Origin of the sequence: Pontibacter chinhatensis (assembly GCF_900113285.1) — a bacterium.
Lineage (GTDB): Bacteria > Bacteroidota > Bacteroidia > Cytophagales > Hymenobacteraceae > Pontibacter > Pontibacter chinhatensis.
On the sequence record NZ_FOOT01000003.1, the window covers coordinates 47,119 to 68,501 of the forward strand.

Sequence of the window (21,383 nt, forward strand, 5' to 3'; positions counted from 1 at the left end):
TCCTTTGACGTTAATCTGATTTTACAGTATCTTTAGAATGGAACATACTTACCCTACTATACTTTTATGAAAAGACTGAGCCTCTGGCTGGTAGCATTGGGCATGGCCGCAAGTACAACAGCACTTGCGCAGCAGGGCCTGACACCTGACCGCACCAATACGCAGGCCCTCCGGCGCATTGCCACCGATGCCGCCAGGGATTACCAGGCCAACCGGGCAAAGGCACTGGAGCTCGCCAGAAAGTATGGTTGGATCATCGAGAAAGAGTATAAAGATGGCACCGTTATCTCGCTGCAGGGAGTGGATGCGACGGGCTGGCCGGTTTACTACATCACCTACAATAGCACCAGCGCCACTACCACCCGTACCAACCAGCTCTGGGCAGGAGGCTCCCTCGGCCTGAGCCTGAACGGCAGCAGCAGCAACCTGGCCAACAAACTGGCCATTTGGGACGGTGGCCGCGTACGCGCCTCACACCAGGAGCTTACCGGGCGCATTATCCAGAAAGACAACCCCACCAAAGAAAGCGACCACGCCACGCACGTAGCCGGTACCATGATGGCCGGTGGCGTGAACCCCTTGGCAAAAGGGATGGCTTTTGGCTATAAATCGCTGCTGGCTTATGATTTTAACGGGGACAATGCCGAGATGGCCGACGCTGCCAAGGATCTGCTTATCTCCAATCACTCCTACGGTAGCCTGGCCGGCTGGCGCTACAACTCCGACCGCAAGGGCACCGACGAGGACCCGTACTGGGAATGGTGGGGCAACACCGCCGTCAGCAACGAGGAGGACTTCACGTTCGGATACTACAACAACGAAGCCGCCACCTGGGATGAGATTGCCTACAACGCCCCCTACTACCTGATTGTGAAGTCGGCGGGTAACAACCGCGCTGAAAACGGACCGGAGGTGGGCAAGCCATACTTGCAGCGTAAAAGCAACGGCACCTTTGAGCTCGTAAAATCGCGCCCGGCAAGTATAAGTAAGAACGATGCTTATGATGTGATTTCCACCACTGGCACGGCCAAAAACATACTTACGGTGGGAGCCGTGGGAGCGCTTTCAGAGGGATACAACCAGCCGCAGGACGTCCGAATGGCTTCCTTCAGCTCCTGGGGGCCTACCGACGACGGCCGTATCAAGCCTGACCTGATGGGCACTGGCGTGGAAGTGCTCTCCACCTACTCCTCTAACGACCGCAGCTACCAGGTGCAGAGCGGTACTTCCATGGCTTCTCCCAACATCTCCGGCACCCTGCTACTCCTGCAGGAGCATTACGCCAACCTCAACAATGGCAAGTTTATGCGCGCCGCAACGCTCAAAGGCCTGGCCATCCATACGGCCGATGAGGCCGGAGCCGCTGCCGGACCTGACTACCAGTATGGCTGGGGTTTGTTAAATGCCGAGCAGGCAGCCAGCGTTATCAGCAACAGCGCTGGCACGCACCTGTTGGAGGAACGCGCGCTAAAGCAAGGTGAGGCGCAGACCCTGGAGGTAACCGCCTCCGGCAAGGGCCCGTTAAAAGTCACCATCTCTTGGACCGACCCCAAAGGCACTGTCACGTCTGTTGGCTCCAAAGCCCTCAACAACCGCACACCCAGGCTGGTAAACGACCTCGATATCCGCATATCAGGGAATGGCAAAGACTACCTGCCTTGGACGCTCGACCCGGCAGCCCCCGAGACAGCAGCAAAACCCGGCGATAACGTGCTGGACAACGTGGAGCAGATTCTGATTGCAGACGCCGTACCGGGCATGAAGTACACCATTACCATCAAACACAAAGGCAACTTAAAAGATGGCCCGCAGGCTTTTGCGCTGCTGGCAAGCGGCGTAGGCGGCAAGGCAGTCTGTGCCAGTGCCCCCACTTCTAACCAAGGTGCCCGCATCAGCAAGCTGACATTTGGCGGCCAAAGTATAAACCAGAAAGATGACTGCACGACCTACCGCAACCTGACCTCTACGGTGTTTACCCTGGAGCCCAGCCAGACAAAGCAGCTCTCGCTGGAGCTGGGCAGCTGCGGCACCGTGGCTCCCCGCGTGGCCAAAGTATACATCGACTGGAACGGCAACGGCACGTTCACGGATGCCGGCGAGGAGGTCGCCGCCTCCGGCGTCATCAGCGGCAATAGCACCTTCACCGCTTCGGTAAAAGCACCGGGGGCACTGGTGGCAGGCGACAAAGTACGCATGCGCGTGGTGGTGCAGGAAACCGCTGACCCGGCCAGCGTGAGCGCCTGCAACAGCTACGCCCGCGGCGAGAGCCAGGATTACCTTGTTCAGTTCATCCGCGCGCGCCACGATATCGGCATTACTTCGGTAGCACCTTTAGGATCCGGTGCTGTGTGCGCCACCTCTGAGCAAGGCGTGGTGGTGGCCATCCGCAACAACGGTACAGCCGAGCAACAGAACATCCCGGTAAGTATAAAAGTGCTGAAGAACGGGCAGCAGCTGACCACCCTATCCGGAGTATTCGATAAAAAGCTGGCCCCCTTTACGCAGGCCGAACTCGTGCTGGATGGTTCTTTCGCCACAGAGGCAGGAGCAACCTACGAACTGGTAGCCGAGACAAAACTGGCCTCTGACGCGGTAACAGGCAACAACCAGCGCGGCTATACTTTCTCCGTGACGGGGAACACGGACACCCCGCTCAATGCCTCGGCATTCCAGTGCGGCAACAGTCCGATTTATACCTTGTCGGCTGAGGGAAGCGGCGCCCCATACTGGTACACCTCCCCTGAGAGCACCACCCCGATAGCAGCGGGCAACCAGGTGCGTGTACAGGCTGCGGCGGCAGGCAAAACGCTTTACGCCGCCTTCGATGATTTCTCAGCCACAGTAGGCCCTGCCGATAAAAATCAGTTCCCGGGCGGGGGGTATAACCAGTTTTCGCCGGATGTGCAGGTAACTACGGCTGCGCCGGTGGTGCTGGAGCAGGCCAGGCTCTACATTGGCCACAGCGGCCGAATCACGTTCACGGTGTATGACGCAAACGGCGCTCCGGTATCGGTGCGCGAGCTAAAAGTGAGGGCCACCCGCAGCACCCCGGCCACTGGCCCGCAGGCTGATGACCCGAACGACAAGGGACAAGTATACTACCTGGGCCTGGAGCTGCCCCGCGCCGGTACCTACAACATCGCCATTTCGTACGGGGACAGCGCCACCATTTACCGAAACAACAAGGGCGTGAAAGGCTACCCGTTCGGCCTGGAAAACGTATTTACCATCAGTGGCAATACGGCTACCTCGGAGTGGGAGAGCTATTACTACTACTTCTATGACCTGAAGGTGCGCGCCCTTGGCTGCGCCGGCCCGCGTGTGCCGGTCACGCTGAAGGAAGGCACCCCGCTGGATCAGCCCAAAGTTTCGCGTGACGGCAAGGAGCTTGTATCGAGCCAGCCGGAGGGCAACCAGTGGTACCTGGACGGCCACCCGCTGGAGGGAGCCACTGCCCAGCGCATCACGCCTACCCTGAACGGCCAGTATAGCGTAATCGCCTTTAAAGAGGGCTGTATCTCGGATATGTCGCTGGCGTACCGGTACGAGGTGGAGACCGCCTCGCGCGGCGTAGGGCCGGAACTGAGCGTGTTCCCCAGCCCGAGTCCGGATGGCAAGTTCAGCTACACCGTGGAAACCTCTGCCCCTGAAAGTATAACCTTACAGGTAGTAGACATGCTGGGCCGGGTGCTTTATACTTCTGCCATTGGCCAGGTAAACGGCCAGTACAAAGGCATGATCGACCTGAGCAAACACAGCAACGGGTTGTACATGGTGCGCCTGCAGCACGGCAGCCAGGTTTATACCCATAAGGTCATGATACGCAAATAAAACACCTCTAATTACCACACAACCCGCCGGCGCTGAGGCAGCGCCGGCGGGTTTGTTTTTAGGGTATACCTCTTCCCGGAAAGAGTCAGTCAGTTGAAAGGTCTTATAAGCGAGCCAATGATAGCTGCTATTCTGTAAAGAAACTTGGTAGAAAAAGAGGGCCCCTTCTCCCGGAGGTTAAGCCTATACTACATGCCACCAGGTTCCTTTCAGGATGACAGGGTGAAAAGAATGTTGTCTCTCTCCCAGGAACTATAAACATAGCGCTACATCCATATTTATTCGCTATTTTGGCTCTATGAAAAGATATCTTATTGCCTCCCTGTGCCTGCTGTTACTGGCGGCCTGCACCAGGACACAATACCCACTGAGCAAACCGCAGCAAGCCTTCTACCAAAGTATGAGCAGCCTTTGTGGCAAATCCTTTAGCGGCAAAGTAATTTTCCCGGCTGATGGCAAAGACCCGTTTGCAGGCGCTCCCCTCACCATGATTGTGCAAACCTGCTCCGACACGGTCCTCCGTATCCCGTTTTGGGTAGGTGAGGATAAGTCCAGAACCTGGGTGATTAGCAAAACAGCCGAGGGACTACAGCTGAAGCACGACCACCGGCACGAGGACGGCACCCCGGATGAGGTGACCATGTACGGAGGCATTGCCTCTACCGCCTCTACCGAACAGGAACAGCGCTTCCCGGCAGACGCTTACACAGCAGAACTGCTGCCTGCTGCTGCTACCAATGAGTGGACGCTGGCCCTCAGCCCCGATGGCCGCACCTTCAGCTATATCCTCAAGCGCGACAACCAGCTCCGCTTCCGGGCCGACTTTGATTTGACGAAGCCGCTGGAGTAGCAAAGTATAAAGTATGGAATTTAAGCCTTCCCAGGAGGTAGGTATCATTCAGGCAAACTCGCTCGGCATGGCGCGAGCGTCCACGCTCGTGACCGGCTATCGTTGGGCCTCCGGCCCAGTCGGATTACAAATCCGACCTCATAACAAGGCACGGGTTGCAAACCCGCGCCAGCAAGTGGGGGATGAAAAGGCACTGCACCGAGGAGAGGAACTTTGCGAACAATAGCTTTCTGGCGCGAGCGTGGACGCTCGCGCCAGAAGTACAATAAAGCGCAATTAAGGTCAAGTATAAAGTATGAAAAACACGAAGCCCGGGCTCCTATGTCCCGGGCTTCGTGTTTTAAAGTATAAACTACAGGAAAGTATACCTCAGCAAAGTATAAACTCCCCTTAGCTGTACCAGTTACAAATCCTCCTCACGCACCAGCATCAGCACTGCCGACTGCGGCACGATAAAGTATTTCTCGCCCTGGTAGTTGATCTCGATGGCGTCGCGTTGCAGGTAAATGGCCAGGTCGCCTTCTTTTGCCTGAAGCGGAATGTAGCGCACCTCCTCTTCGTCCTCCTCCTTCCAGGTATCTTCTTCGTAGCCGAAGTCTACAGGGATAGGATAGCCCGGACCTACTCTCATGATATAGCCTTCCTGCACCTTCTCTTTTTCCTGCACCCCCGGCGGCAAGTATAAACCGCTCTTGGTCTGGTCGCTGGAGGTTTTAGGCTTTATCAGCACGCGGTCGCCCACAATGATGATTTTCTCTAATTTGTTTCCCTCTGAAATTCTCATCTGTATTGTATGCATTCTTATAAAGGATCTGCGGTTACTTTGAATCGCATATCAGCTTTGATAGTTATGTCTTCTGTTACCGGCTTCGAGATTTCGGCCTGCGTCCGAATGGTATAGTTGTCGCCCTTGATGTATTCGTCCAGCTTGGCGTTGGTTGATTTGAGTTTTAGCACGTTAGTTCCTGTGGGCACCTCATCCAGGTAGGCGATTTTCACCTCCGGCTGCTTCTCACTGGAAATGTAGAGCTCAATGCGCTTCAGGAAATCAAAGTTCTGCGTTTTGGGCTCCGTTATTGTCAGCTCCAGCCGGTTCAGGCTTACATTTTTCACTAACTCGGCACGCGTCTTATTGTTCTTAAACGTTTCCTCTGAGTTTGTGGTGATGGTAAACGGTGTGGCCGGCACAAGCGCGCCTAAAGGAAAACCGGACTCGATGGTAAAGGTCTCCTCTTCTTCAATATAAAAAGTAAGCAGGTCTTCGATTTTCTCACAGGCAGTGGCTACTACAGCAAAGAGCAGCACAGCCACCAGCATTATTCTTTTCATCAAAGTACCAAGTATAAAGGGTATAAAACAATTACGGCGGGAAAACCAGACCCGGAGCCTGCCTTTCCCGCCGCAAGTTACAAAACAAGAAGCGGTTTAGTCAAACATATCGCCTATGCGCACCTTATCGTCATCGTCTTCGTTCCAGCTCATCGGGTACTTCTCGTCCAGGTAGGGCAGGGCGTCCTCGGTCAGGTGCAGCGGCCGGAAGGTGTCGATCATCACGGCGTACTCCTCGGTTTCCTTCTTGCCTATACTTGCCTCCACAGTGCCCGGGTGCGGCCCGTGCGGTATGCCTCCGGGGTGGATGGTGAACGAGCCTCGGTCCACGCCCTTGCGGCTCATGAAGTTGCCCTCCACATAGTATAGCACCTCGTCGGAGTCTACGTTGGAGTGGTTGTAGGGCGCCGGAATAGACAGCGGGTGGTAATCGAAAAGGCGCGGCACAAAGGAGCAGATTACGAAGTTGTGCGCCTCAAAGTTCTGGTGCACCGGTGGCGGCTGGTGGATACGGCCTGTAATTGGCTCAAAATCCTTGATGTTGAAGGCATAAGGAAAGAAGTAACCATCCCAGCCCACAACATCAAACGGGCTTGATTTATAGTAAAACTGATGCAGCTCTCCCTCCTTCTTCACCTGCACCAGGTACTCGCCTTTCGCGGTTTCGGTGATGAGCTCCAGGGGCGGGCGCATGTCGCGCTCGCAGAACGGGGCATGCTCCAGCAGCTGGCCAAAGTGGTTGCGGTAACGACGCGGCGTCTCTATCGGGCTAAACGATTCAATCACCAGCAACCTTACCTGCCGCTCGCCCTTATCGAAGCGGAACTTGTGGATAACCGTGCGCGGGATGACGAGGTAATCGCCGGGGCCAAACGGAATGCGCCCCATCTGGGTGAGCAATTCGCCGGTGCCGTCGTGCACAAACACCACCTCGTCGGCCTGCCCGTTTTTATAGTAGTAGTCCATCTCAGGCTCTGATGGGTTGCAGAGGCTGATGGCCACGTCGCTATTAAACAGCAGGGTTTTGCGGGCGCTCAGGTAATCGGAACCGGTTACATTTGCCTCCACGGTGCGCAGGTGCTGTGGCGCCAGCTTCACACCTTCGGCGCGTTTGGGCGCAAAGGGCCTGGGTTCTCCGATGCGGCTGATCTGGGTGGGCGGGTTGATGTGGTACAGCAGCGAGGATACGCCGCTGAAGCCCAGCGTGCCTACCAGTTGCTCGGCATAAAGGCTTCCGTCGGGTTGCCGGAACTGCGTGTGCCGCTTATGCGGGATCTCCCCTAGTTTATGGTAAAAAGGCATATAGATTAGTTTTTAAGGTGCTACCAGGTATTTGACTTTGTGACAAAGGATTTTTTGACAAAGGACTTTTCGGATAAAGTAGTCGTCCCCCTACTCCCTTCCAAGGGGGATATTCTTAAACGAGGGGAAGGAGTTAGTCATTATCAGAGGTCTTTTGTCTTATATCACCCAGTCCTTTGTCAAGTCATGTTATACTTACATACTTCCTGCTGCCAGGCTTTGGGCGCGGCTAAAGTGCTTCAGGCCCTGCAGAAACTCCTCATCCGACTGGTGCAGCACTGGGAAGAAGCCGTCGTTGCCGTACACGCTGCGGGCAATAAAAGCCTTCAGGTGGTTGCGCAGCAGGGCCTTGGATCGTTGGAACTGGCCATCGTTATACTCTACCCCGGAGGCTTTGGCGGTCTGCACCACCTCCTGCAGCATTTTGTCCGTTACCTCGAAGTTCTTGTTAAACTTCTCAAACGGCATTTTCTCAAGCTCCTTCTTATGCTTCTGGTAATAGTTCAGGCTGTACTCCCGGATCACGTTCTTGTTGTAGAGCTGGCTCAGGTACTCTGATAAGGCCGTCGTGTCGCGGGGCACAAACACATCGGGCATAATGCCACCGCCACCATACACGGCCCGTCCTGCCAGGGTTTTATACTTTAAAGAGTCTACCAACAGGCTGCTGTCCGGGTGGAAGTACTCACCATTCTCGAAGCGGTGCAGGATGTCCATCTCATACTCTTCTGTATCGCCCTGCTTGTAAGGTTTCTGGATAGAGCGCCCGCTTGGGGTGTAGTAGCGGGAGATAGTCAGGCGCAGTTCAGAGCCGTCGTTAAGCGGAATCGGCATCTGCACCAATCCCTTGCCAAAGGAACGGCGACCGACAATCAGGGCGCGGTCGTTGTCCTGCAGGGCGCCGGCCACAATCTCGGAGGCAGAGGCGCTGCCCTCATCCAATAGCACCACCAGTGGCCCTTCCTCAAACACGCCCTTGCGCTGGGCGAAGGTTTTGGAGTCGTAGCGGGTTCCCTTGCCATCGGTATACACGATCATCTTGTTGTCGTCAATAAACTCATCCGCCATCCGGATGGCGTGGTCCATGTAGCCGCCGGGGTTGCCGCGCAGGTCGAGCAGCAGCTGTTCCATGCCTTTCTCCCGTAGGGCCTGGAGCGCTGTCATAAATTCCTGGTAAGTGTTGGCTGAGAAGCGGCTGACCTTGATATAGCCTGTTTTATCGTCCACCATGTAGCTCACGTCCACCGAGTGCGTCGGAATTTTGCTGCGCTCAATGGTTAAGACCAGCGGCTTTTTGGTGGCGTTGCGCTGGATGGTGAGGTTTACCTTGGTGCCTTTCGGGCCGCGCAGGCGCTTGAACACGCCCTCGTTGTTGATGCCGATGCCGGCCACCGTCTCGCCGTCTACTTTAATGATTTTGTCCCCTGCCTGTATACCAGCCGCCTCAGACGGCCCGCCGCTGAGCGGAGTGATCACGTAAATGGTATCCTTGAAGATGTTGAACTCCACGCCGATGCCCTCAAAATCGCCTTCCAGGTAGGAGCGCGCCATGGCCAGTTCATCGGCCGGGATGTAGGCTGTGTGCGGATCGAGCTTTTCGAGCATCTTGGTGATGGCGTAGTCGGTCAGTTCCTCCACGTTCACCGTGTCCACGTAGTCGCGGTCTATGTAGCTGAGGATGTCGCGGAACTTGAGGTAGCTTTTGGCCGTGCCCTGCGGATTAGTAGTGGAGGGGGCGAACATGGTGGCGCCCAGCAGCAGGCCCACCACCAGCGCCATACTTACGAACAGCGGCAGCCGTACCTGGAACGGTGTGTTCCGGACCCTTCTGTTTTCCTCACCATGCTCCATATCATCCATGCTCATAAAAGTATAAAATCAGTAAAATGCCGCAGTACAGGCAGGGCAAAGTAGTACAAATTTTACCTTAAATATACTGAAGCCTACTATATCTATACAAATACAAATTTGTTTAAGTTGCTCTACATAAGGCATACTTAAGGGCCGCCCCGCCAACAGGCTAAAGTATGGCCCGTACTATCAGATTAATTTTTAAACCCCTACCTTTGCACTGGTAACCACAGCATTGGCAAGTTTATACTTATGGGCAGAATTTTAGGGATTGACTACGGAACAAAGCGGGTGGGCCTGGCCTCTACAGACCCGCTCCAGATTATAGCCAGCCCCTTAGAAACCGTTCATGCCCAGGATGTGTTGTCTTACCTGAAGGCGTACGTGCAGCGCGAGCCCGTGGAGGCCTTTGTACTGGGCATGCCCAAGCGCCTGTCCGGCGAGGCCACCGACAACACGCAGCACGTGGTGGGGTTTCAGCGCAAGCTGCAGAAGGAGTTCCCGGGCATACCGGTGCACCTGGTGGACGAGCGCTTTACCTCCAAGATAGCGCAGCAAAGCATGCTGGCCGGGGGACTGAAGAAGAAGGCCCGCCAGGACAAGGCAACCGTGGACCGCATCAGCGCCGTTATCATTTTACAGTCGTATTTAGAAAGCAGAAACATATGATTTACCCAATAACCGCCTACGGAGACCCGGTTCTGAAGGAGCCGGCACAGGATATCCCGAAGGACTTTCCGGAGCTGAAAGAGCTCATTGAAGATATGTACGCCACCATGTACCACGCCCACGGCGTTGGCCTGGCTGCCCCGCAGATCAGCAAGGGCATCCGCCTGTTCGTTATCGACTCGGAGCCAATGATGGACGATGAGGACAAGGGCAAGGGCGTGAAGAAGGCCTTCATCAACCCGGAGATTGTGGAAGAGGACGGCGAGGAGTGGGGCTTTGAGGAAGGCTGCCTGAGCATCCCCGGTGTGCGCGAGGTGGTGTACCGCCCAGAGCGCATCGTGATCCGTTACTTTGATGAGGAGTGGAACGAGCACGAGGACACGTACGACGGCATGACCGCCCGCGTGATCCAGCACGAGTACGACCACATAGAGGGCATCCTGTTCACCGATTACCTTTCCGGCCTGAAGAAGCGCCTGATCAAGAACAAGCTCACCAAGATCTCCAAAGGCGAGGTAGACGCAGACTATAAAATGCGTTTCCCGGCCCTGGCCAAAAAGCGCTAAGGTTATACGTTAGCTTTATACCAAAACCGGCCTGCCACATCCACTGTAGCAGGCCGGTTTTGTTTGGCAGTTATACTTGGCTTATTCCGTTACAGTCAGTGTAAAGGAGTTTTCCAGGGTGAAGCTACCCCATGAAGTAAAGTTATATGCTTCGCCGTTCGCAATTACTCCTTCTTCAGCAGCACTCAGCTTGATGTGTATAGTTTTTTCGGGGACGAAAAGACCATTTTGGAGGATTCGTAATACAATAGGGGTGGAAGTATTCCAGGCGCTTCTGTAAAAAATTGGGTCCAGCACTACATGTGCTTCCTTTTCATAATGCGTCCCCTCTTGGGCCGTCCCAGAGAATGCAAGTGTGATTTTCTGGGGTCGCGTGAAGGCTCTGTCTGCAGTTATACCAATGTAAAAGCCTTCAGATATATAGTTTCCTTTCATTGCTGTTCGAGCTACATCAGACTCACGATGTTTAACTATGCCAAATACAGGCTTTGGTGTTGCATCAAGATAGTCTATAGCCAAGCTGGTTTTGGGGATCACTACCTCGTTTTCAAAGCTATACAACTTTATTTCGGAAGTGTAGTTACCTTGGTATACTTCATCCTTGGCTACCCGCAAGCTTATCGTTCTTTGCTTATGACCGGCAGGTATCGGTATCCGGAGCAGGTTAACTGGCTTGCCATCCACCTCTAACGTAATCCATCCGTCATGATGAGGAACATCCCTATCCAGAAGCTCACTCGCTCCTTCCAGGTATAGGAACCTAAGGTCCTTATAGGTTCTGTCCAGTTCAACTGTCAGCTCAACTGCCTCTCCCCCCTCCTCAAGGGTTTTGCTGGAGCTGCTCATCGTTACGCTTACACTGGCTGGTTCTGTATCATCGTCTTTACAGCCCCAGAGTAAGAGGCAAAGGCTAAGGCAGAGCAGGATTTTTTGTTTCATAGGAATTCGGTTAAGTATGTAGGATTGGTTTATAAGCTCCTTTCAGCCCTTGGATGTATGATGCATGCCCTTCAACTCTTCCCTGTGCCCCTTCCTGCATACTTCTCCCCCACTTGCACTTCTTATCCTGTCCGAACAGGCCAGAAGCTCCGAGCGGAAAAGGCGTTATACTTCCAGCTCATCAGCTTTCTTAGGTAAAGCAAAAGATGAAAACCTTCTGTGCTATGAATATACAGATAAAACCATATTTATCATCCTCCTCGCTAAAAAATATCACATTTTATGCTTACACTTTATACTTGAAGATACGCCTTATACTTCTGGCGACCCTTCAATAACCGCTATACCTCTGAAAACAAACCTTATTCCTAGCCACATGGCGCTATCGAAGGCTTACTGAAGGTACAGGCTGACGGACGTGAAATTGCACTTGTTACTATAGGGTTCAGGTGCATGAGTAGGATTCAAAGTATAAAAGCCGCTTGCTATACTTTAACAGGCGGCTTTTATACTTTGAAGAAAGGGATTTATACTTGCCCGAACGCTTCCGGATAATTTACGGTGCCTGTTACGCCCTGTAAGCCCCCTGTTACCAGCTCAATGGCCATAAAGGCGTTTTCGGGCACGTCAAAAGGTGGTTTTATTTGCCAGGTAATGGCCGGTGCGAAGCCAAATTTGGGGTAATACGCCTCGTGCCCCAGCACAATCACAGCGGTGTAACCTAAAGTCTTTGCCCTGCTCAGGCCATGCGTTATTAATTTGCCGCCAATTCCCTGTCGCTGCCGTGCCGGTTTTACGGCCATGGGCGCAAGGGCCAAACTATCGAACGAGCGCCCGTTCTTATCCATGATTTTGATTTTGGAGAACAGGATGTGCCCCACGACCTCCTCTCCTGCTACGGCTACCAAAGACAGCTCAGGTATAAAAGCATCGCTCTCGCGCAGCAACTCCACCAGCTTCGCCTCGCCATCCTGCCCAAACGCCGCCTTGTTCAGCTCATATACCGCCTGGTGATCTGCCGGTTGCTCCTGCCTTATTTCTATCTGAATCATCTTACCTAAAGTATAAAAGCCGCTATTCCACTGCCTTCTTCCGCCGCGCCATCGAAAACCTGGTGGCCCTGATCTGCCGGGTAGCCAGGAAATGGAGCTTTTCGTTGTACAGCACCCACCCACCAACGGCACCCACTATACTTCCAATCAGAATATCGAAAAAGCGTGTCCGGATCAGGGTGGTCGGGTCTACGGTTAGGGCGGTGCCGGTCTCGGCCAGGAAAATGGTGAGGATGGTGATAAAGATTACCGCGATGGCATAGTTGCGCACCACCAGGAACTCCACAATAATCTGCAGCACGATGATGCTGATGCTGATGGCCAGCAGCGAGGGCTGGAGCAGCAGGATGAACCAGGTCAGGACCAGGCCCAGAAAGGTGCCCAGGATGCGCTGGGCGCTCCGCTGCCAGACGTGTGTGGCACTGACGCCTTGCATCACGGCGGCGCAGGAGGTAGGCACCCAATAGGCTTTTTCCAGGTCCAGCATGTAGGCAATGAGCAACGAGAGTCCGACAAAGCTCCCGAAGGTAACCGACTCCACAAAGTTGACATACTGGTTCTTGGACACCTTGATCACCTCGTCCTGCGCACGTACTTTCCGCAGCGTCACCAGGCTATACGCCAGGCCAAGGATGCAGGAGATCATGGTGCCGATACCGGCAAGCCCAATCTGGTACGGCGCCGTTTCGAGGTTAAAGGGCATGGAGATGGCCACGGAGGCAATCATGATGAAGAAGAAGTTGCCTGGCGGCCGCACCATCTTCACGTAGTACAGCACCAGGTGAACGGCAAACGCATACAGCCCCAGCACCACCGAGGCCACCACCGGATGAAACCCGAACAGCACGCCCACCGCAAAGGAAACCATGATACCGAAGGAACTGGCCATGAGCACGATCATCCGCCGGGCTATACTTTGCGACTGGATGTAAAGTATAACCAGGGCCGCCATGGAGGCTATTTTACCATCCTGCAGGTGATCGGTGTAATACCCCACCAGCACCGGCAGGCCCACGCAAACGCCAGCCAGAACAGGCAAGTGCCACTTCCGATCGGTCTTTCTGAATTCAAAGAGTTCTTTTAGCATCCCTTACAGCCGCCCGTTATACTTTGCTCTCCGCTCATGAAAGTATAAACGGAACCAGTTGCGCAAATATACGGCTGATACCTGGAAACAGGCGACCGAGGCTTTACACGCTGCGATGCGCTGCTATACTTCGGGCTTCATGAAATCGAAGGCGCCTTTGCGTAGGTTAATGCCGTACTCGAGGTACGCTTTGAGGCAGGCCAGGAAGTTCGCCCACCCTTCGGTGTTGCCTCTCAGCCAGTTAAGACCCGCCTCGTCGTTCTCCATTTCTTTCTCCGTAATGGTTACCAGCGTTGCGTTATCGCCTTTCGGCGTCAGGGTTATCTCCACGAGCAGTTCCTGGTCGCCGTGGTCCCAGAAATAGGAAACATACTTGCCTTGCTCGATTCGGCCTACCCGTACCGGGAAACGCTCGTCAAACTCCGGAAACTTCCAGGTCACGGTTTTGCCTGCCTCCATCGGGCCGGAGCTTTCCGAAATAAAGTAGTTCGACATTTTCGCCGGATCCACGATGGCTTCAAATACTTCGTGGGCAGGTTTTAGCACCTGCAGCGCTGCCTTAACTTCCAGTTTCTGGTTTTTCATGTGCTTTTATACTTTCCTTGTCCTTCTTCTAAAAATAGCGAAAGCAACCGACGCTGCCCAGGCCATACTTGCAAATTGTGCTGATATGCGCAGCTCTGTCCGGTTTATACTTCTAAGCTTTCAGACAGAACATCAATTTATACTTTCCTTCGCCAGTTTACAGGGGCAACAGGTGCAGAGAAACCTGCCTACTATTTCTCCACTACTTCCAGAGCCGGGTTCACTGCCAGCAGGTCTGCGATAAAGGCTTCTTTGTCTTGTGGGGCCAGGTAAATTTCGTCGAAGCGGTTATACTTCAGCACCAGTCCGCCCCTGGCAAGCGCAGGCTTTATCCCCACCCACATGGTTTTCCCGTTGATAACTTTGCTGATCTTCCGGATATCAATTGTCCCCTTGAGGAAAGCGGATTTATACTTTAACTGGCCGTTTTCGATGATGTAGTAGGTATCAAAGTATAGCCACACGAACAGCGCCAGCGGACCCGCGAGGGGCAGCAGCAAAAAAGGTTTCTCGGAGAAGGTGGCGCTATCGGCAAAGTACAGGACAACCGGAAGCAGAAATGCTCCTGCCAGCATAGCATGTATAAAGGTGTCTTTCCTGGGGGCGTAGGTTTTCATAGGGTGTAAATTGGTGGTTATACTTGTCTCGCTCGTGGAGAATGCTTTTACGCTAACACTCTTTCAGAGCCGGGCAGCGGCTACACTAAATTGGCGTTTCAAATTCTATACAACTCATCCTGTTAGTTTGGGCTAGCCGTTTTGAAGTAAACAAGGTAGTCGAATGATTTATTAGATTTGGTTTTATACGTTCCGTTGCCTGCTCCAATATCTCTGATTGTCAAATTCTTAAAGTCCTTCATATTTATCAATATTGGCTCTTCTCCAGCGTAATTGATGTTATTCCCTATCCAATCCGGATCTTTTAAAGGCTCAAATGTGGTCGTGCCAGTACGGTAAGTATTTCTGATTTCTCCTTCACGAAAATCGAGGCCTACTGCTACATATTCTGCTGGCAACAGCTTTTTTAAATGATGGCCTATTGGCTTATACCAACCGCTTTTGGACTTGGCGACATGCCCATTATGCGCCCAAAGAAACACCGGCTTATCTTCATGCTTTAAATGCTCCAGTACAAGCTCAGCCATATTAGCGTCCCTTATGTTAGTGAAATTAAAAGGATTAGCTTTCTCAAAGGCAAGGGCCTGCTCTATAACTCTCTGGTGTAGATGCATAGTAGGATGAGTGCTACCGTGTTTATTAACCAAGGCTCTCAATGCCAGCACTGTCTTCTCAATTTTCTCCTGCTCTTCTTTTGGAAGCCTTTTTATGTTATAGTTACGAGATGCGCCTAATTCTTTAAGAAGTGCCAGGCCATTTAAAGGAATTGCCTTCTCGAAGTTAGGGTCTTTATCACGCAGGAACGTTTCAACGACACCTGTTGCCACCTTAGCCGATTGGGCATCTATCCCCTTGATGGAGAGCTTTTCTGCGGCAGGTCTATCGTGGTTGTAATCGCGCATCCATTGAATCAAGTCAGCCATTTCGCTTCCTGCATAAATGCCATACAGGCCCTTGTCGATTACCGAGTCGGGCTCTGAGCTGTTGGCGCCCCAGATATACTCATTAATGACAGTTGCGGCAGAATAATTGGTTTCTACCAGGAGAGTCTTCGTCATCCCCCTATGCACAAACTCTTTGAACAGTTCTGCTCTATACTTGACAAACGCTGGCACCCGATGGGCTGACTCTCCAACAGCAATTACTTTGGCGTTTTGTAATTCAGGAAGTGCTGCAAGCGGTTTCTGTGCTCTTAGATCATGAAACACAAAAAGAATAAACAGTAAAATGGGCAAAGCTGCTCTTCTCATCCGATGTTTAATTTAAGAGTTCGTTTCAAAAGCTACATGAACCGCTAACAGACTTGGTTTTGCTATGGCACAGCTAACGTGATGGTGAGGTTATAGCCTGCTGCTCTTAGAAATGACATAGGCAAACTGAAGGCCTACCGCTGGATAAAGCTGGCTGTTTCCAAAGTCAAAGTCGGTGGCATACCCCAGCCCCAAGTGAAGGTTGGAAATGAATCGCTGCCCGAGGGGCCGCTGCATGCCCCAATGCACTTCGTTCAGGAGAGTTTTATTTAAAGGTTCTTCTACCCAGTTCCAATCACTTCTCCCAAACACCCTGCTTGTGGTATACTTGGTTTGAAAGGCCACATAATTGCCTGCATTGTGCAGCGTGGATTTTGACTTCTCAATTCGCTTATCCCGGTTATAGGTATACTTAAACTCAGACCTTAAATAAGCAACCGGCTCATTGAGGATGAATGTGCTGTTAAACCCGTTGGCATAGCTGTTCTTCTCGATGGCATACCCACCGCCCAGCCCTGCGCTTAGGTTAACGGACCATTTGCTACTGAAAGGAACTTCGTAGCCTACGCCGATTCCGTGTAGGCCGGCTTCGAGTTTTGTCAGACTCACCAGTTCTGTTGTTTGAGCTGCTTCGTCTGACTGCCCAAACGCATTAAAGCTAAGCATGGCTAAGGCTGCAAGTATAAAGTTTGTTTTCATTGTGTGTTGTGTGATCAGTTACGACTGTTAGTACAAAGGACGAGTAAGGCCAGAGTATGTATGGCTTGCATGCATTGCTGGCAAGTGGAATGCTACTGCACCTCTATTTTCTTCTCAAGAAAGAATGCTCTAAGCTCATTGGAGACTGGCTCTACTTTACTGATGCGTCTTTTTGCGCCGCCTTTTAACTTTAAATCGAGGAAAGTCTTCCCATTTCTTTCTTTGAAAATGGCTTTTCCAATTTCCTGTAGCTCAATTTCACCTTTAGTCGTTCTAAACAAGCTATAAATAAGAACCGCTAGGTGTAAAAGTCCGATAATGCTTCCTGACCACAGCAAAAATTCGTCACCTGTTTTCATATACCTCAATACTGATAAGACACCAAAGAGGGTCCACATGGATGAGGAGGCAACTCTTCTAAACTTTTCCTTTTTTGCTTTATCCCGGATAGTAATCTTCTCTTCACCTAATACTATCTCTCCTTTATCTAAGGGCAAGGTTCTCTCCATTTTTATACCTCCTGTGTATGCCAATTACCTGCTAGCAGAAACTCGACTCCTGCTATTCGCCAAATCCAGCGTCTAAGCGGGATCAAGCTACCGAATATACTATATAGCAACGATAATATAAAGAATGAAAGAAGCTATTCTCCGATAGCTTTAGTAGAATAGACAAGCAGCTGTGGCCATACTTGCACACACCGCAAGTATGGCCACTAAGTGTAAATCATACTTCTGGCATTTACCTTTTCACCATGCTTACCTCAAAGGCCGTTTGACATTCTGCAGCACCGAGCTCTCCGTACTTTCCAGCTCCTTAATCACGCTGATGCTTCCTTCTGTCTCCAGGATAACAGCGCCCACTTCCTCTACAGAGCCGATCCCCTGGCTGCGCATGGCTGCCAGAATCTCCTCCTGGGTAACCCGCTGCGCCCGCATAGCCTCCCGCAGAAACTTTCCCTGATAAAGTAGCAGCACCGGTGTCGCCTTTACCAGGTTGCTCAGCTTTTTAGACCGCACCGATGCCCAGGTAATGGCATACTGCAGGAAGATGAGCACGGCAAAAGCCATTGCGCCATCCATCAGCGAAACATCTTTTGACAGCAGCACCGTAGCAAGGGTAGAACCCAATGCAACGGTAACTATAAAATCAAAGGAGTTCATCTTAGACAATGTTCTCTTACCTGACAGGCGCAGTTGAATGATAAGCACCACGTAGGCTAACACACCGATAACGAGCGTCCGCAACACACTTTCCCAACTGTCGAGTAATAGTTTATCCATAACAAGGTTTTCTTAGGTTTCATATTTACCAGCCTCCTTCACCATCCCTATAAACCGGCATTTAAAGGTCTTCGTCCTCACTTTCGGCAATGGCTTTTTCCACCTTCCGGAGCATGTGGTTGATAACAGCTGCGTCTGCCTCGGAAGCGCTCTGGCCTTGCAACTGCCTTAGCGCTTTTTGCATCTCCCACCTCAGCGTGCGGTCTTCTTTTCCGTAGTCCCATACAGGCAGCACCGTCCGCTTAAATATTTCTTCAAACGAAAGCTCGCAGATGATCACCCGGGGAATACCCTCGCTATCGCGGAAGGCAAGCACGGGGTAATGATTGAGTCGAAACGCCAGCAGATCAGCCAGGGCGTGCAGGCTGAGCACGGCCGTGCCGGAGTCGTTTATGCCGGGGCTGAGGGCTTTTAAGGCTACTTCCATTAGCTGTTTAAAGCCGTAGAAGGCATTCTTATCAAGCGGCTCGCCGTTATGAAACTCCATTAACGTATACAATTGCTCCTGCTGCTCTTGGCTGATTTTGTGTGCGGCATTGATCTCAGCGAAGGCAACGCCTTTCATGACAAACGACCCCATGTGGTAGCAGAAGCGCAATTCCCAGTTCTGCTCCCGGCACAGCTGCACCAACCCCTTTCTGTTGAAGCCCTGAAAGTAACCCGACTCGGGCGCACGTAAAGTATGGGAGCTGTTAAAATGGGCAGGAGCCGCTGGCGCACTGTCTTCGTTTTCCCGGCACTGCTGCTTGAGCCCAGCCATTGTTTTCACGTAAATGCGCCTGATAATGGTCTCATACTTCACCGACTGCGTGATGTAATGCAGGAAGTAGATAAAGAGGAAAATATCGAGGATGGTGAGCAGGATGAGCAGGTATACACTGAGGGCGGGCACGTGTATACCTGTGTCGGTATCGCGGATAGTGCTCAGCAGGAACAAGGCATACACAATGGTGCCGATGTAAAAGCCAAGCACCCATTGCTGAAACCGGTTCTCGATCATGCTGTCAAGCACCCGGTTGCTCATGTTAGAGGCCGCCTGGTTCAACAGGATCATCACCATCGAAAAGCTGAAAACAGTAAGGGAAAGAATACCAGCGGCGATGGTCGCAGCGATGGACCGGGCAGTACTGGCATCCCGGAGGCTCACAAAGTCGAGGCGGCTCTTGATGGCCTTGCCCAGAGGCGAGAAGTCGATGTAGAGCAGCACGTACGACAAAATCAGGAAACAGCAGGCAATGATAGCAGGGTAAAAGGCAATGCTGTTTACCAGGCTACCGTAAAACTGTCGTATCCACTTCGTAAAGCGTGCCTTCATAAGGTGTAGCTCCTTTTCCTTTCCGCCATCCGCATACTTTTAGCTTATAGTTTCCTACGGCAAAACAGCTTAATAGCTACGAAGGCACCTGAAGCGCTTCCTGGCGCCGCGGTAAATTCCCTGCAAACATAACCCCTGTTTTACCAACCCAGTAGGCTTACCGTATGAGACTTTATGGTTATGAAAGGTAAACTTATACTTCTGGCATTCACCCTGTTGCTGCCACTCAACGGCTATACCTGGGGCTTTTTTGCGCACCAGCGCATCAACCGCCTGGCCGTGTTCTCGCTGCCGCCCGAGATGGTCCGGTTCTACAAAAAGCACATCCGCTATATCACCGAAAATGCCGTGAACCCCGACAAGCGCCGCTATGCCGTAGAGGGCGAGGCTCCGCGCCACTACATCGACCTGGACGTGTACGGCGACAGCGCTTTGCACAAGATGCCGCGCTTCTGGCCGGAGGCGGTGGAAAAGTATACCGAAGACACGCTCATGGCCTATGGCATTGTGCCCTGGCACATCAACCGCATGAAGTACCAGCTTACCCAAGCCTTTAAGGAGCGCGACGTGGACCGCATCCTGCGCCTGAGCACCGAGATTGGCCACTACATCGCCGATGCCTGCGTGCCGCTGCACACTACCCAAAACTATAACGGCCAGCTCACCGGTCAGCACGGCATCCACGCCTTCTGGGAAACGCGCCTGCCCGAGCTCTTCTCCGACAACTATGACTTCTTTGTAGGCCAGGCCACCTACATCGAGCAGCCGCAGCTAAGGGCGTGGGAGCTGGTCGCCTCGGCCCACACCGCCCTCGACTCGGTTTTATACTTTGAGCGCGAGCTGACGCAGGAGTTTGACGAGGAGAAGAAGTATAGCTTTGAGGTACGCAACAACCTCACCACGCGCGTATACTCCCGCGCTTTTTCCGAGGCCTACAGCAAGCGCCTGAACGGGCAGGTGGAGCGGCAGATGCGCCTGGCCATCCACACCATCGCCAGCTACTGGTACACGGCCTGGGTAGATGCCGGCCAACCCGACCTGCGCCGACTGGCCGACCTCTCCGCCAAGGAGCTGCAGCGCCTGGAGATGGAGAAAAAGGAGTATGAGCAGGGCGCTCATCCCGCGCGAGAGGAAGACTCTTAAAAAACGGGCTCTGTTTCGTGCAGCCTGTGCAGGTTCAGGATAATTCTCCCTTCGGCATCCGTATCGTAGGCTCTCTTGAAACGGAAGTTCCACAAGATTTCATCAGGCGTATAGGAAAAGCGGGAATGAATGTTCTGCCCGAATGCCTCGTCGTAGCCTTTCACCGATATCAGCACCTCGGCCCGCTGTGCCTGCAGCTGCTCCGGGCTAACATTATACAAGGGGCTTTCTTCGTCGATGTGGTGCACAACGGTCCACTCCAGCGGAAAGAAGTGCAACGTGGCCTGCTCCAGCTTCAGGTTGTAGTAGTAGCGGTTGTAATTGGGGCCCTCCAGCATCAGCAGCACCCGCGCCTCCATCTCCATGAGCACATTGCTGCGCTTGTTGGCCAGCCGGAACTGCAGCGTCCGGCCGCCTCCGGCACCGGGAGCGATAACGGCGTTGTTGCTGTAGAGGATGCGCACGTTAGGCCTGGAGAAGCGGCCAAAAACCACCCCGGCAATAAGCGCAAAGCCCACCCAACCCAGCAGCGACTCCAGCGTCACGACCAGGTTGGTGGCCATGCCATAGGGGGCCAGTACGCCGTAGCCTACCGTGGTGAAGGTCTGCACGCTAAAGAAGAACGCATTCAGAAAGGGCGGGATGGTGGCATCCGTGCCGCGCAGGTTTTCGAGGCCACACCACAGGTACAGCAGGGCGAAGGCCGTGTTTACCAACAGGTACACGCTAAGTATCAGCAGCAGCAGCTTTCCCGTCGAGAGGCGGCTCAGGTACTGGTAGGTATCATAGAAGCGTGGCCGCCTCCCGCGCTTTACGATGTTAAAGGAGCCATCTTTGTTGATGAGTCGTTTTGTGGCGCTGGCATACTTTTTACCCAGGCCCAGGTCAATGATGCGCCCAAACATAGTGTATGAAGTTAAGCTCTGCTAAAAGATACGCAAACAGCGGCCCCAGCGTAAGCGTTGCGCCGCCAAAGCTTCACGGGGCGTTCAAATATTACCTATATTGCTGCCTG

The 21,383-nt window shown here is 52.9% G+C and carries 20 protein-coding genes; 5 read left to right on the top strand and 15 right to left on the bottom strand.

The features are described from left to right. Nucleotides 1–66 precede the first annotated feature (66 nt). Both BM040_RS09350 and BM040_RS09355 read left to right on the top strand, forming a co-directional pair. Nucleotides 67–3,831: a S8 family serine peptidase gene (locus tag BM040_RS09350; RefSeq protein WP_092100462.1), complete on the top strand. Its 3,765-nt coding sequence runs from the start codon at nucleotides 67–69 to the stop codon at nucleotides 3,829–3,831. 298 nt (nucleotides 3,832–4,129) lie between these two features. Next, on the top strand, nucleotides 4,130–4,681 hold the full coding sequence (locus BM040_RS09355; RefSeq protein WP_092100464.1) for a hypothetical protein: 552 nt from the start codon (nucleotides 4,130–4,132) through the stop codon (nucleotides 4,679–4,681). Between the two features lie 403 nt (nucleotides 4,682–5,084). Here the strand turns inward: BM040_RS09355 and BM040_RS09365 are convergent, their stop codons facing one another. From BM040_RS09365 to BM040_RS09380, 4 genes are all read right to left on the bottom strand, one after another. Beyond that, the gene (locus BM040_RS09365; protein ID WP_092101440.1) at nucleotides 5,085–5,465 is read right to left on the bottom strand and encodes a co-chaperone GroES; all 381 of its coding nucleotides are present in this window, start codon (nucleotides 5,463–5,465) and stop codon (nucleotides 5,085–5,087) included. A gap of 17 nt (nucleotides 5,466–5,482) precedes the next feature. Then, complete coding sequence (locus tag BM040_RS09370) at nucleotides 5,483–6,010, bottom strand: hypothetical protein (protein ID WP_092100469.1); 528 nt, start codon at nucleotides 6,008–6,010, stop codon at nucleotides 5,483–5,485. 96 nt (nucleotides 6,011–6,106) lie between these two features. Then, entirely contained in the window at nucleotides 6,107–7,312 is a 1,206-nt protein-coding gene (locus BM040_RS09375; RefSeq protein ID WP_092100471.1) for a homogentisate 1,2-dioxygenase, read from the bottom strand. A gap of 195 nt (nucleotides 7,313–7,507) precedes the next feature. Then, on the bottom strand, nucleotides 7,508–9,178 hold the full coding sequence (locus tag BM040_RS09380; RefSeq protein ID WP_092100473.1) for a S41 family peptidase: 1,671 nt from the start codon (nucleotides 9,176–9,178) through the stop codon (nucleotides 7,508–7,510). A gap of 237 nt (nucleotides 9,179–9,415) precedes the next feature. Between BM040_RS09380 and ruvX the strand changes: the two genes are divergently transcribed. Next, nucleotides 9,416–9,832, top strand: a complete 417-nt coding sequence (gene ruvX / locus BM040_RS09385; protein ID WP_092100475.1) for a Holliday junction resolvase RuvX — start codon at nucleotides 9,416–9,418, stop codon at nucleotides 9,830–9,832. Then, nucleotides 9,829–10,398, top strand: coding sequence for a peptide deformylase (gene def / locus BM040_RS09390; protein WP_092100477.1), 570 nt, complete (start codon nucleotides 9,829–9,831; stop codon nucleotides 10,396–10,398). The genes ruvX and def overlap by 4 nt, the downstream gene beginning before the upstream one ends. A gap of 81 nt (nucleotides 10,399–10,479) precedes the next feature. Here the strand turns inward: def and BM040_RS09395 are convergent, their stop codons facing one another. The 10 genes from BM040_RS09395 to BM040_RS09440 form a co-directional block, all read right to left on the bottom strand. Next, nucleotides 10,480–11,337, bottom strand: a complete 858-nt coding sequence (locus tag BM040_RS09395) for a hypothetical protein (RefSeq protein WP_092100479.1) — start codon at nucleotides 11,335–11,337, stop codon at nucleotides 10,480–10,482. A gap of 527 nt (nucleotides 11,338–11,864) precedes the next feature. After that, nucleotides 11,865–12,389, bottom strand: a complete 525-nt coding sequence (locus BM040_RS09400) for a GNAT family N-acetyltransferase (RefSeq protein WP_092100481.1) — start codon at nucleotides 12,387–12,389, stop codon at nucleotides 11,865–11,867. A gap of 22 nt (nucleotides 12,390–12,411) precedes the next feature. After that, nucleotides 12,412–13,476, bottom strand: a complete 1,065-nt coding sequence (locus tag BM040_RS09405) for an FUSC family protein (RefSeq protein WP_092100483.1) — start codon at nucleotides 13,474–13,476, stop codon at nucleotides 12,412–12,414. 123 nt (nucleotides 13,477–13,599) lie between these two features. Continuing rightward, entirely contained in the window at nucleotides 13,600–14,061 is a 462-nt protein-coding gene (locus tag BM040_RS09410; RefSeq protein ID WP_092100485.1) for an SRPBCC family protein, read from the bottom strand. 191 nt (nucleotides 14,062–14,252) lie between these two features. Further along, nucleotides 14,253–14,678 (bottom strand): PH domain-containing protein, encoded by a 426-nt coding sequence (locus tag BM040_RS09415; protein ID WP_092100487.1) that lies wholly within the window; start codon nucleotides 14,676–14,678, stop codon nucleotides 14,253–14,255. Between the two features lie 122 nt (nucleotides 14,679–14,800). Then, on the bottom strand, nucleotides 14,801–15,928 hold the full coding sequence (locus tag BM040_RS09420) for an erythromycin esterase family protein (RefSeq protein WP_092100489.1): 1,128 nt from the start codon (nucleotides 15,926–15,928) through the stop codon (nucleotides 14,801–14,803). Between the two features lie 90 nt (nucleotides 15,929–16,018). Beyond that, a complete protein-coding gene (locus BM040_RS09425; protein WP_092100491.1) occupies nucleotides 16,019–16,627 on the bottom strand; it encodes a hypothetical protein in 609 nt (202 codons plus the stop codon). A gap of 92 nt (nucleotides 16,628–16,719) precedes the next feature. After that, nucleotides 16,720–17,136, bottom strand: a complete 417-nt coding sequence (locus BM040_RS09430; protein ID WP_092100494.1) for a hypothetical protein — start codon at nucleotides 17,134–17,136, stop codon at nucleotides 16,720–16,722. Between the two features lie 249 nt (nucleotides 17,137–17,385). Then, the gene (locus BM040_RS09435; RefSeq protein WP_092100496.1) at nucleotides 17,386–17,910 is read right to left on the bottom strand and encodes a DUF421 domain-containing protein; all 525 of its coding nucleotides are present in this window, start codon (nucleotides 17,908–17,910) and stop codon (nucleotides 17,386–17,388) included. 61 nt (nucleotides 17,911–17,971) lie between these two features. Continuing rightward, entirely contained in the window at nucleotides 17,972–19,225 is a 1,254-nt protein-coding gene (locus BM040_RS09440) for a DUF2254 domain-containing protein (RefSeq protein ID WP_092100498.1), read from the bottom strand. A gap of 180 nt (nucleotides 19,226–19,405) precedes the next feature. Here BM040_RS09440 and BM040_RS09445 point away from each other — a divergent pair, with 180 nt between their 5' ends. Then, nucleotides 19,406–20,368, top strand: a complete 963-nt coding sequence (locus BM040_RS09445; RefSeq protein WP_092101442.1) for a zinc dependent phospholipase C family protein — start codon at nucleotides 19,406–19,408, stop codon at nucleotides 20,366–20,368. On the opposite strand, the gene BM040_RS09450 is transcribed toward BM040_RS09445, so the two are convergent. Continuing rightward, entirely contained in the window at nucleotides 20,365–21,273 is a 909-nt protein-coding gene (locus tag BM040_RS09450; protein ID WP_092100501.1) for an ion channel, read from the bottom strand. The two genes, BM040_RS09445 and BM040_RS09450, sit on opposite strands and share 4 nt — an antisense overlap. Between the last annotated feature and the right edge of the window lie 110 nt (nucleotides 21,274–21,383).

What these genes read in the sequence shown, in the direction of transcription:
- BM040_RS09350 (WP_092100462.1), top strand. Translation starts at nt 67, where the DNA reads ATGAAAAGACTGAGCCTCTGGCTGGTAGCATTGGGCATGGCCGCAAGT.
- BM040_RS09355 (WP_092100464.1), top strand. Translation starts at nt 4,130, where the DNA reads ATGAAAAGATATCTTATTGCCTCCCTGTGCCTGCTGTTACTGGCGGCC.
- BM040_RS09365 (WP_092101440.1), bottom strand. Translation starts at nt 5,465, where the DNA reads ATGAGAATTTCAGAGGGAAACAAATTAGAGAAAATCATCATTGTGGGC.
- BM040_RS09370 (WP_092100469.1), bottom strand. Translation starts at nt 6,010, where the DNA reads ATGAAAAGAATAATGCTGGTGGCTGTGCTGCTCTTTGCTGTAGTAGCC.
- BM040_RS09375 (WP_092100471.1), bottom strand. Translation starts at nt 7,312, where the DNA reads ATGCCTTTTTACCATAAACTAGGGGAGATCCCGCATAAGCGGCACACG.
- BM040_RS09380 (WP_092100473.1), bottom strand. Translation starts at nt 9,178, where the DNA reads ATGAGCATGGATGATATGGAGCATGGTGAGGAAAACAGAAGGGTCCGG.
- ruvX (WP_092100475.1), top strand. Translation starts at nt 9,416, where the DNA reads ATGGGCAGAATTTTAGGGATTGACTACGGAACAAAGCGGGTGGGCCTG.
- def (WP_092100477.1), top strand. Translation starts at nt 9,829, where the DNA reads ATGATTTACCCAATAACCGCCTACGGAGACCCGGTTCTGAAGGAGCCG.
- BM040_RS09395 (WP_092100479.1), bottom strand. Translation starts at nt 11,337, where the DNA reads ATGAAACAAAAAATCCTGCTCTGCCTTAGCCTTTGCCTCTTACTCTGG.
- BM040_RS09400 (WP_092100481.1), bottom strand. Translation starts at nt 12,389, where the DNA reads ATGATTCAGATAGAAATAAGGCAGGAGCAACCGGCAGATCACCAGGCG.
- BM040_RS09405 (WP_092100483.1), bottom strand. Translation starts at nt 13,476, where the DNA reads ATGCTAAAAGAACTCTTTGAATTCAGAAAGACCGATCGGAAGTGGCAC.
- BM040_RS09410 (WP_092100485.1), bottom strand. Translation starts at nt 14,061, where the DNA reads ATGAAAAACCAGAAACTGGAAGTTAAGGCAGCGCTGCAGGTGCTAAAA.
- BM040_RS09415 (WP_092100487.1), bottom strand. Translation starts at nt 14,678, where the DNA reads ATGAAAACCTACGCCCCCAGGAAAGACACCTTTATACATGCTATGCTG.
- BM040_RS09420 (WP_092100489.1), bottom strand. Translation starts at nt 15,928, where the DNA reads ATGAGAAGAGCAGCTTTGCCCATTTTACTGTTTATTCTTTTTGTGTTT.
- BM040_RS09425 (WP_092100491.1), bottom strand. Translation starts at nt 16,627, where the DNA reads ATGAAAACAAACTTTATACTTGCAGCCTTAGCCATGCTTAGCTTTAAT.
- BM040_RS09430 (WP_092100494.1), bottom strand. Translation starts at nt 17,136, where the DNA reads ATGGAGAGAACCTTGCCCTTAGATAAAGGAGAGATAGTATTAGGTGAA.
- BM040_RS09435 (WP_092100496.1), bottom strand. Translation starts at nt 17,910, where the DNA reads ATGGATAAACTATTACTCGACAGTTGGGAAAGTGTGTTGCGGACGCTC.
- BM040_RS09440 (WP_092100498.1), bottom strand. Translation starts at nt 19,225, where the DNA reads ATGAAGGCACGCTTTACGAAGTGGATACGACAGTTTTACGGTAGCCTG.
- BM040_RS09445 (WP_092101442.1), top strand. Translation starts at nt 19,406, where the DNA reads ATGAAAGGTAAACTTATACTTCTGGCATTCACCCTGTTGCTGCCACTC.
- BM040_RS09450 (WP_092100501.1), bottom strand. Translation starts at nt 21,273, where the DNA reads ATGTTTGGGCGCATCATTGACCTGGGCCTGGGTAAAAAGTATGCCAGC.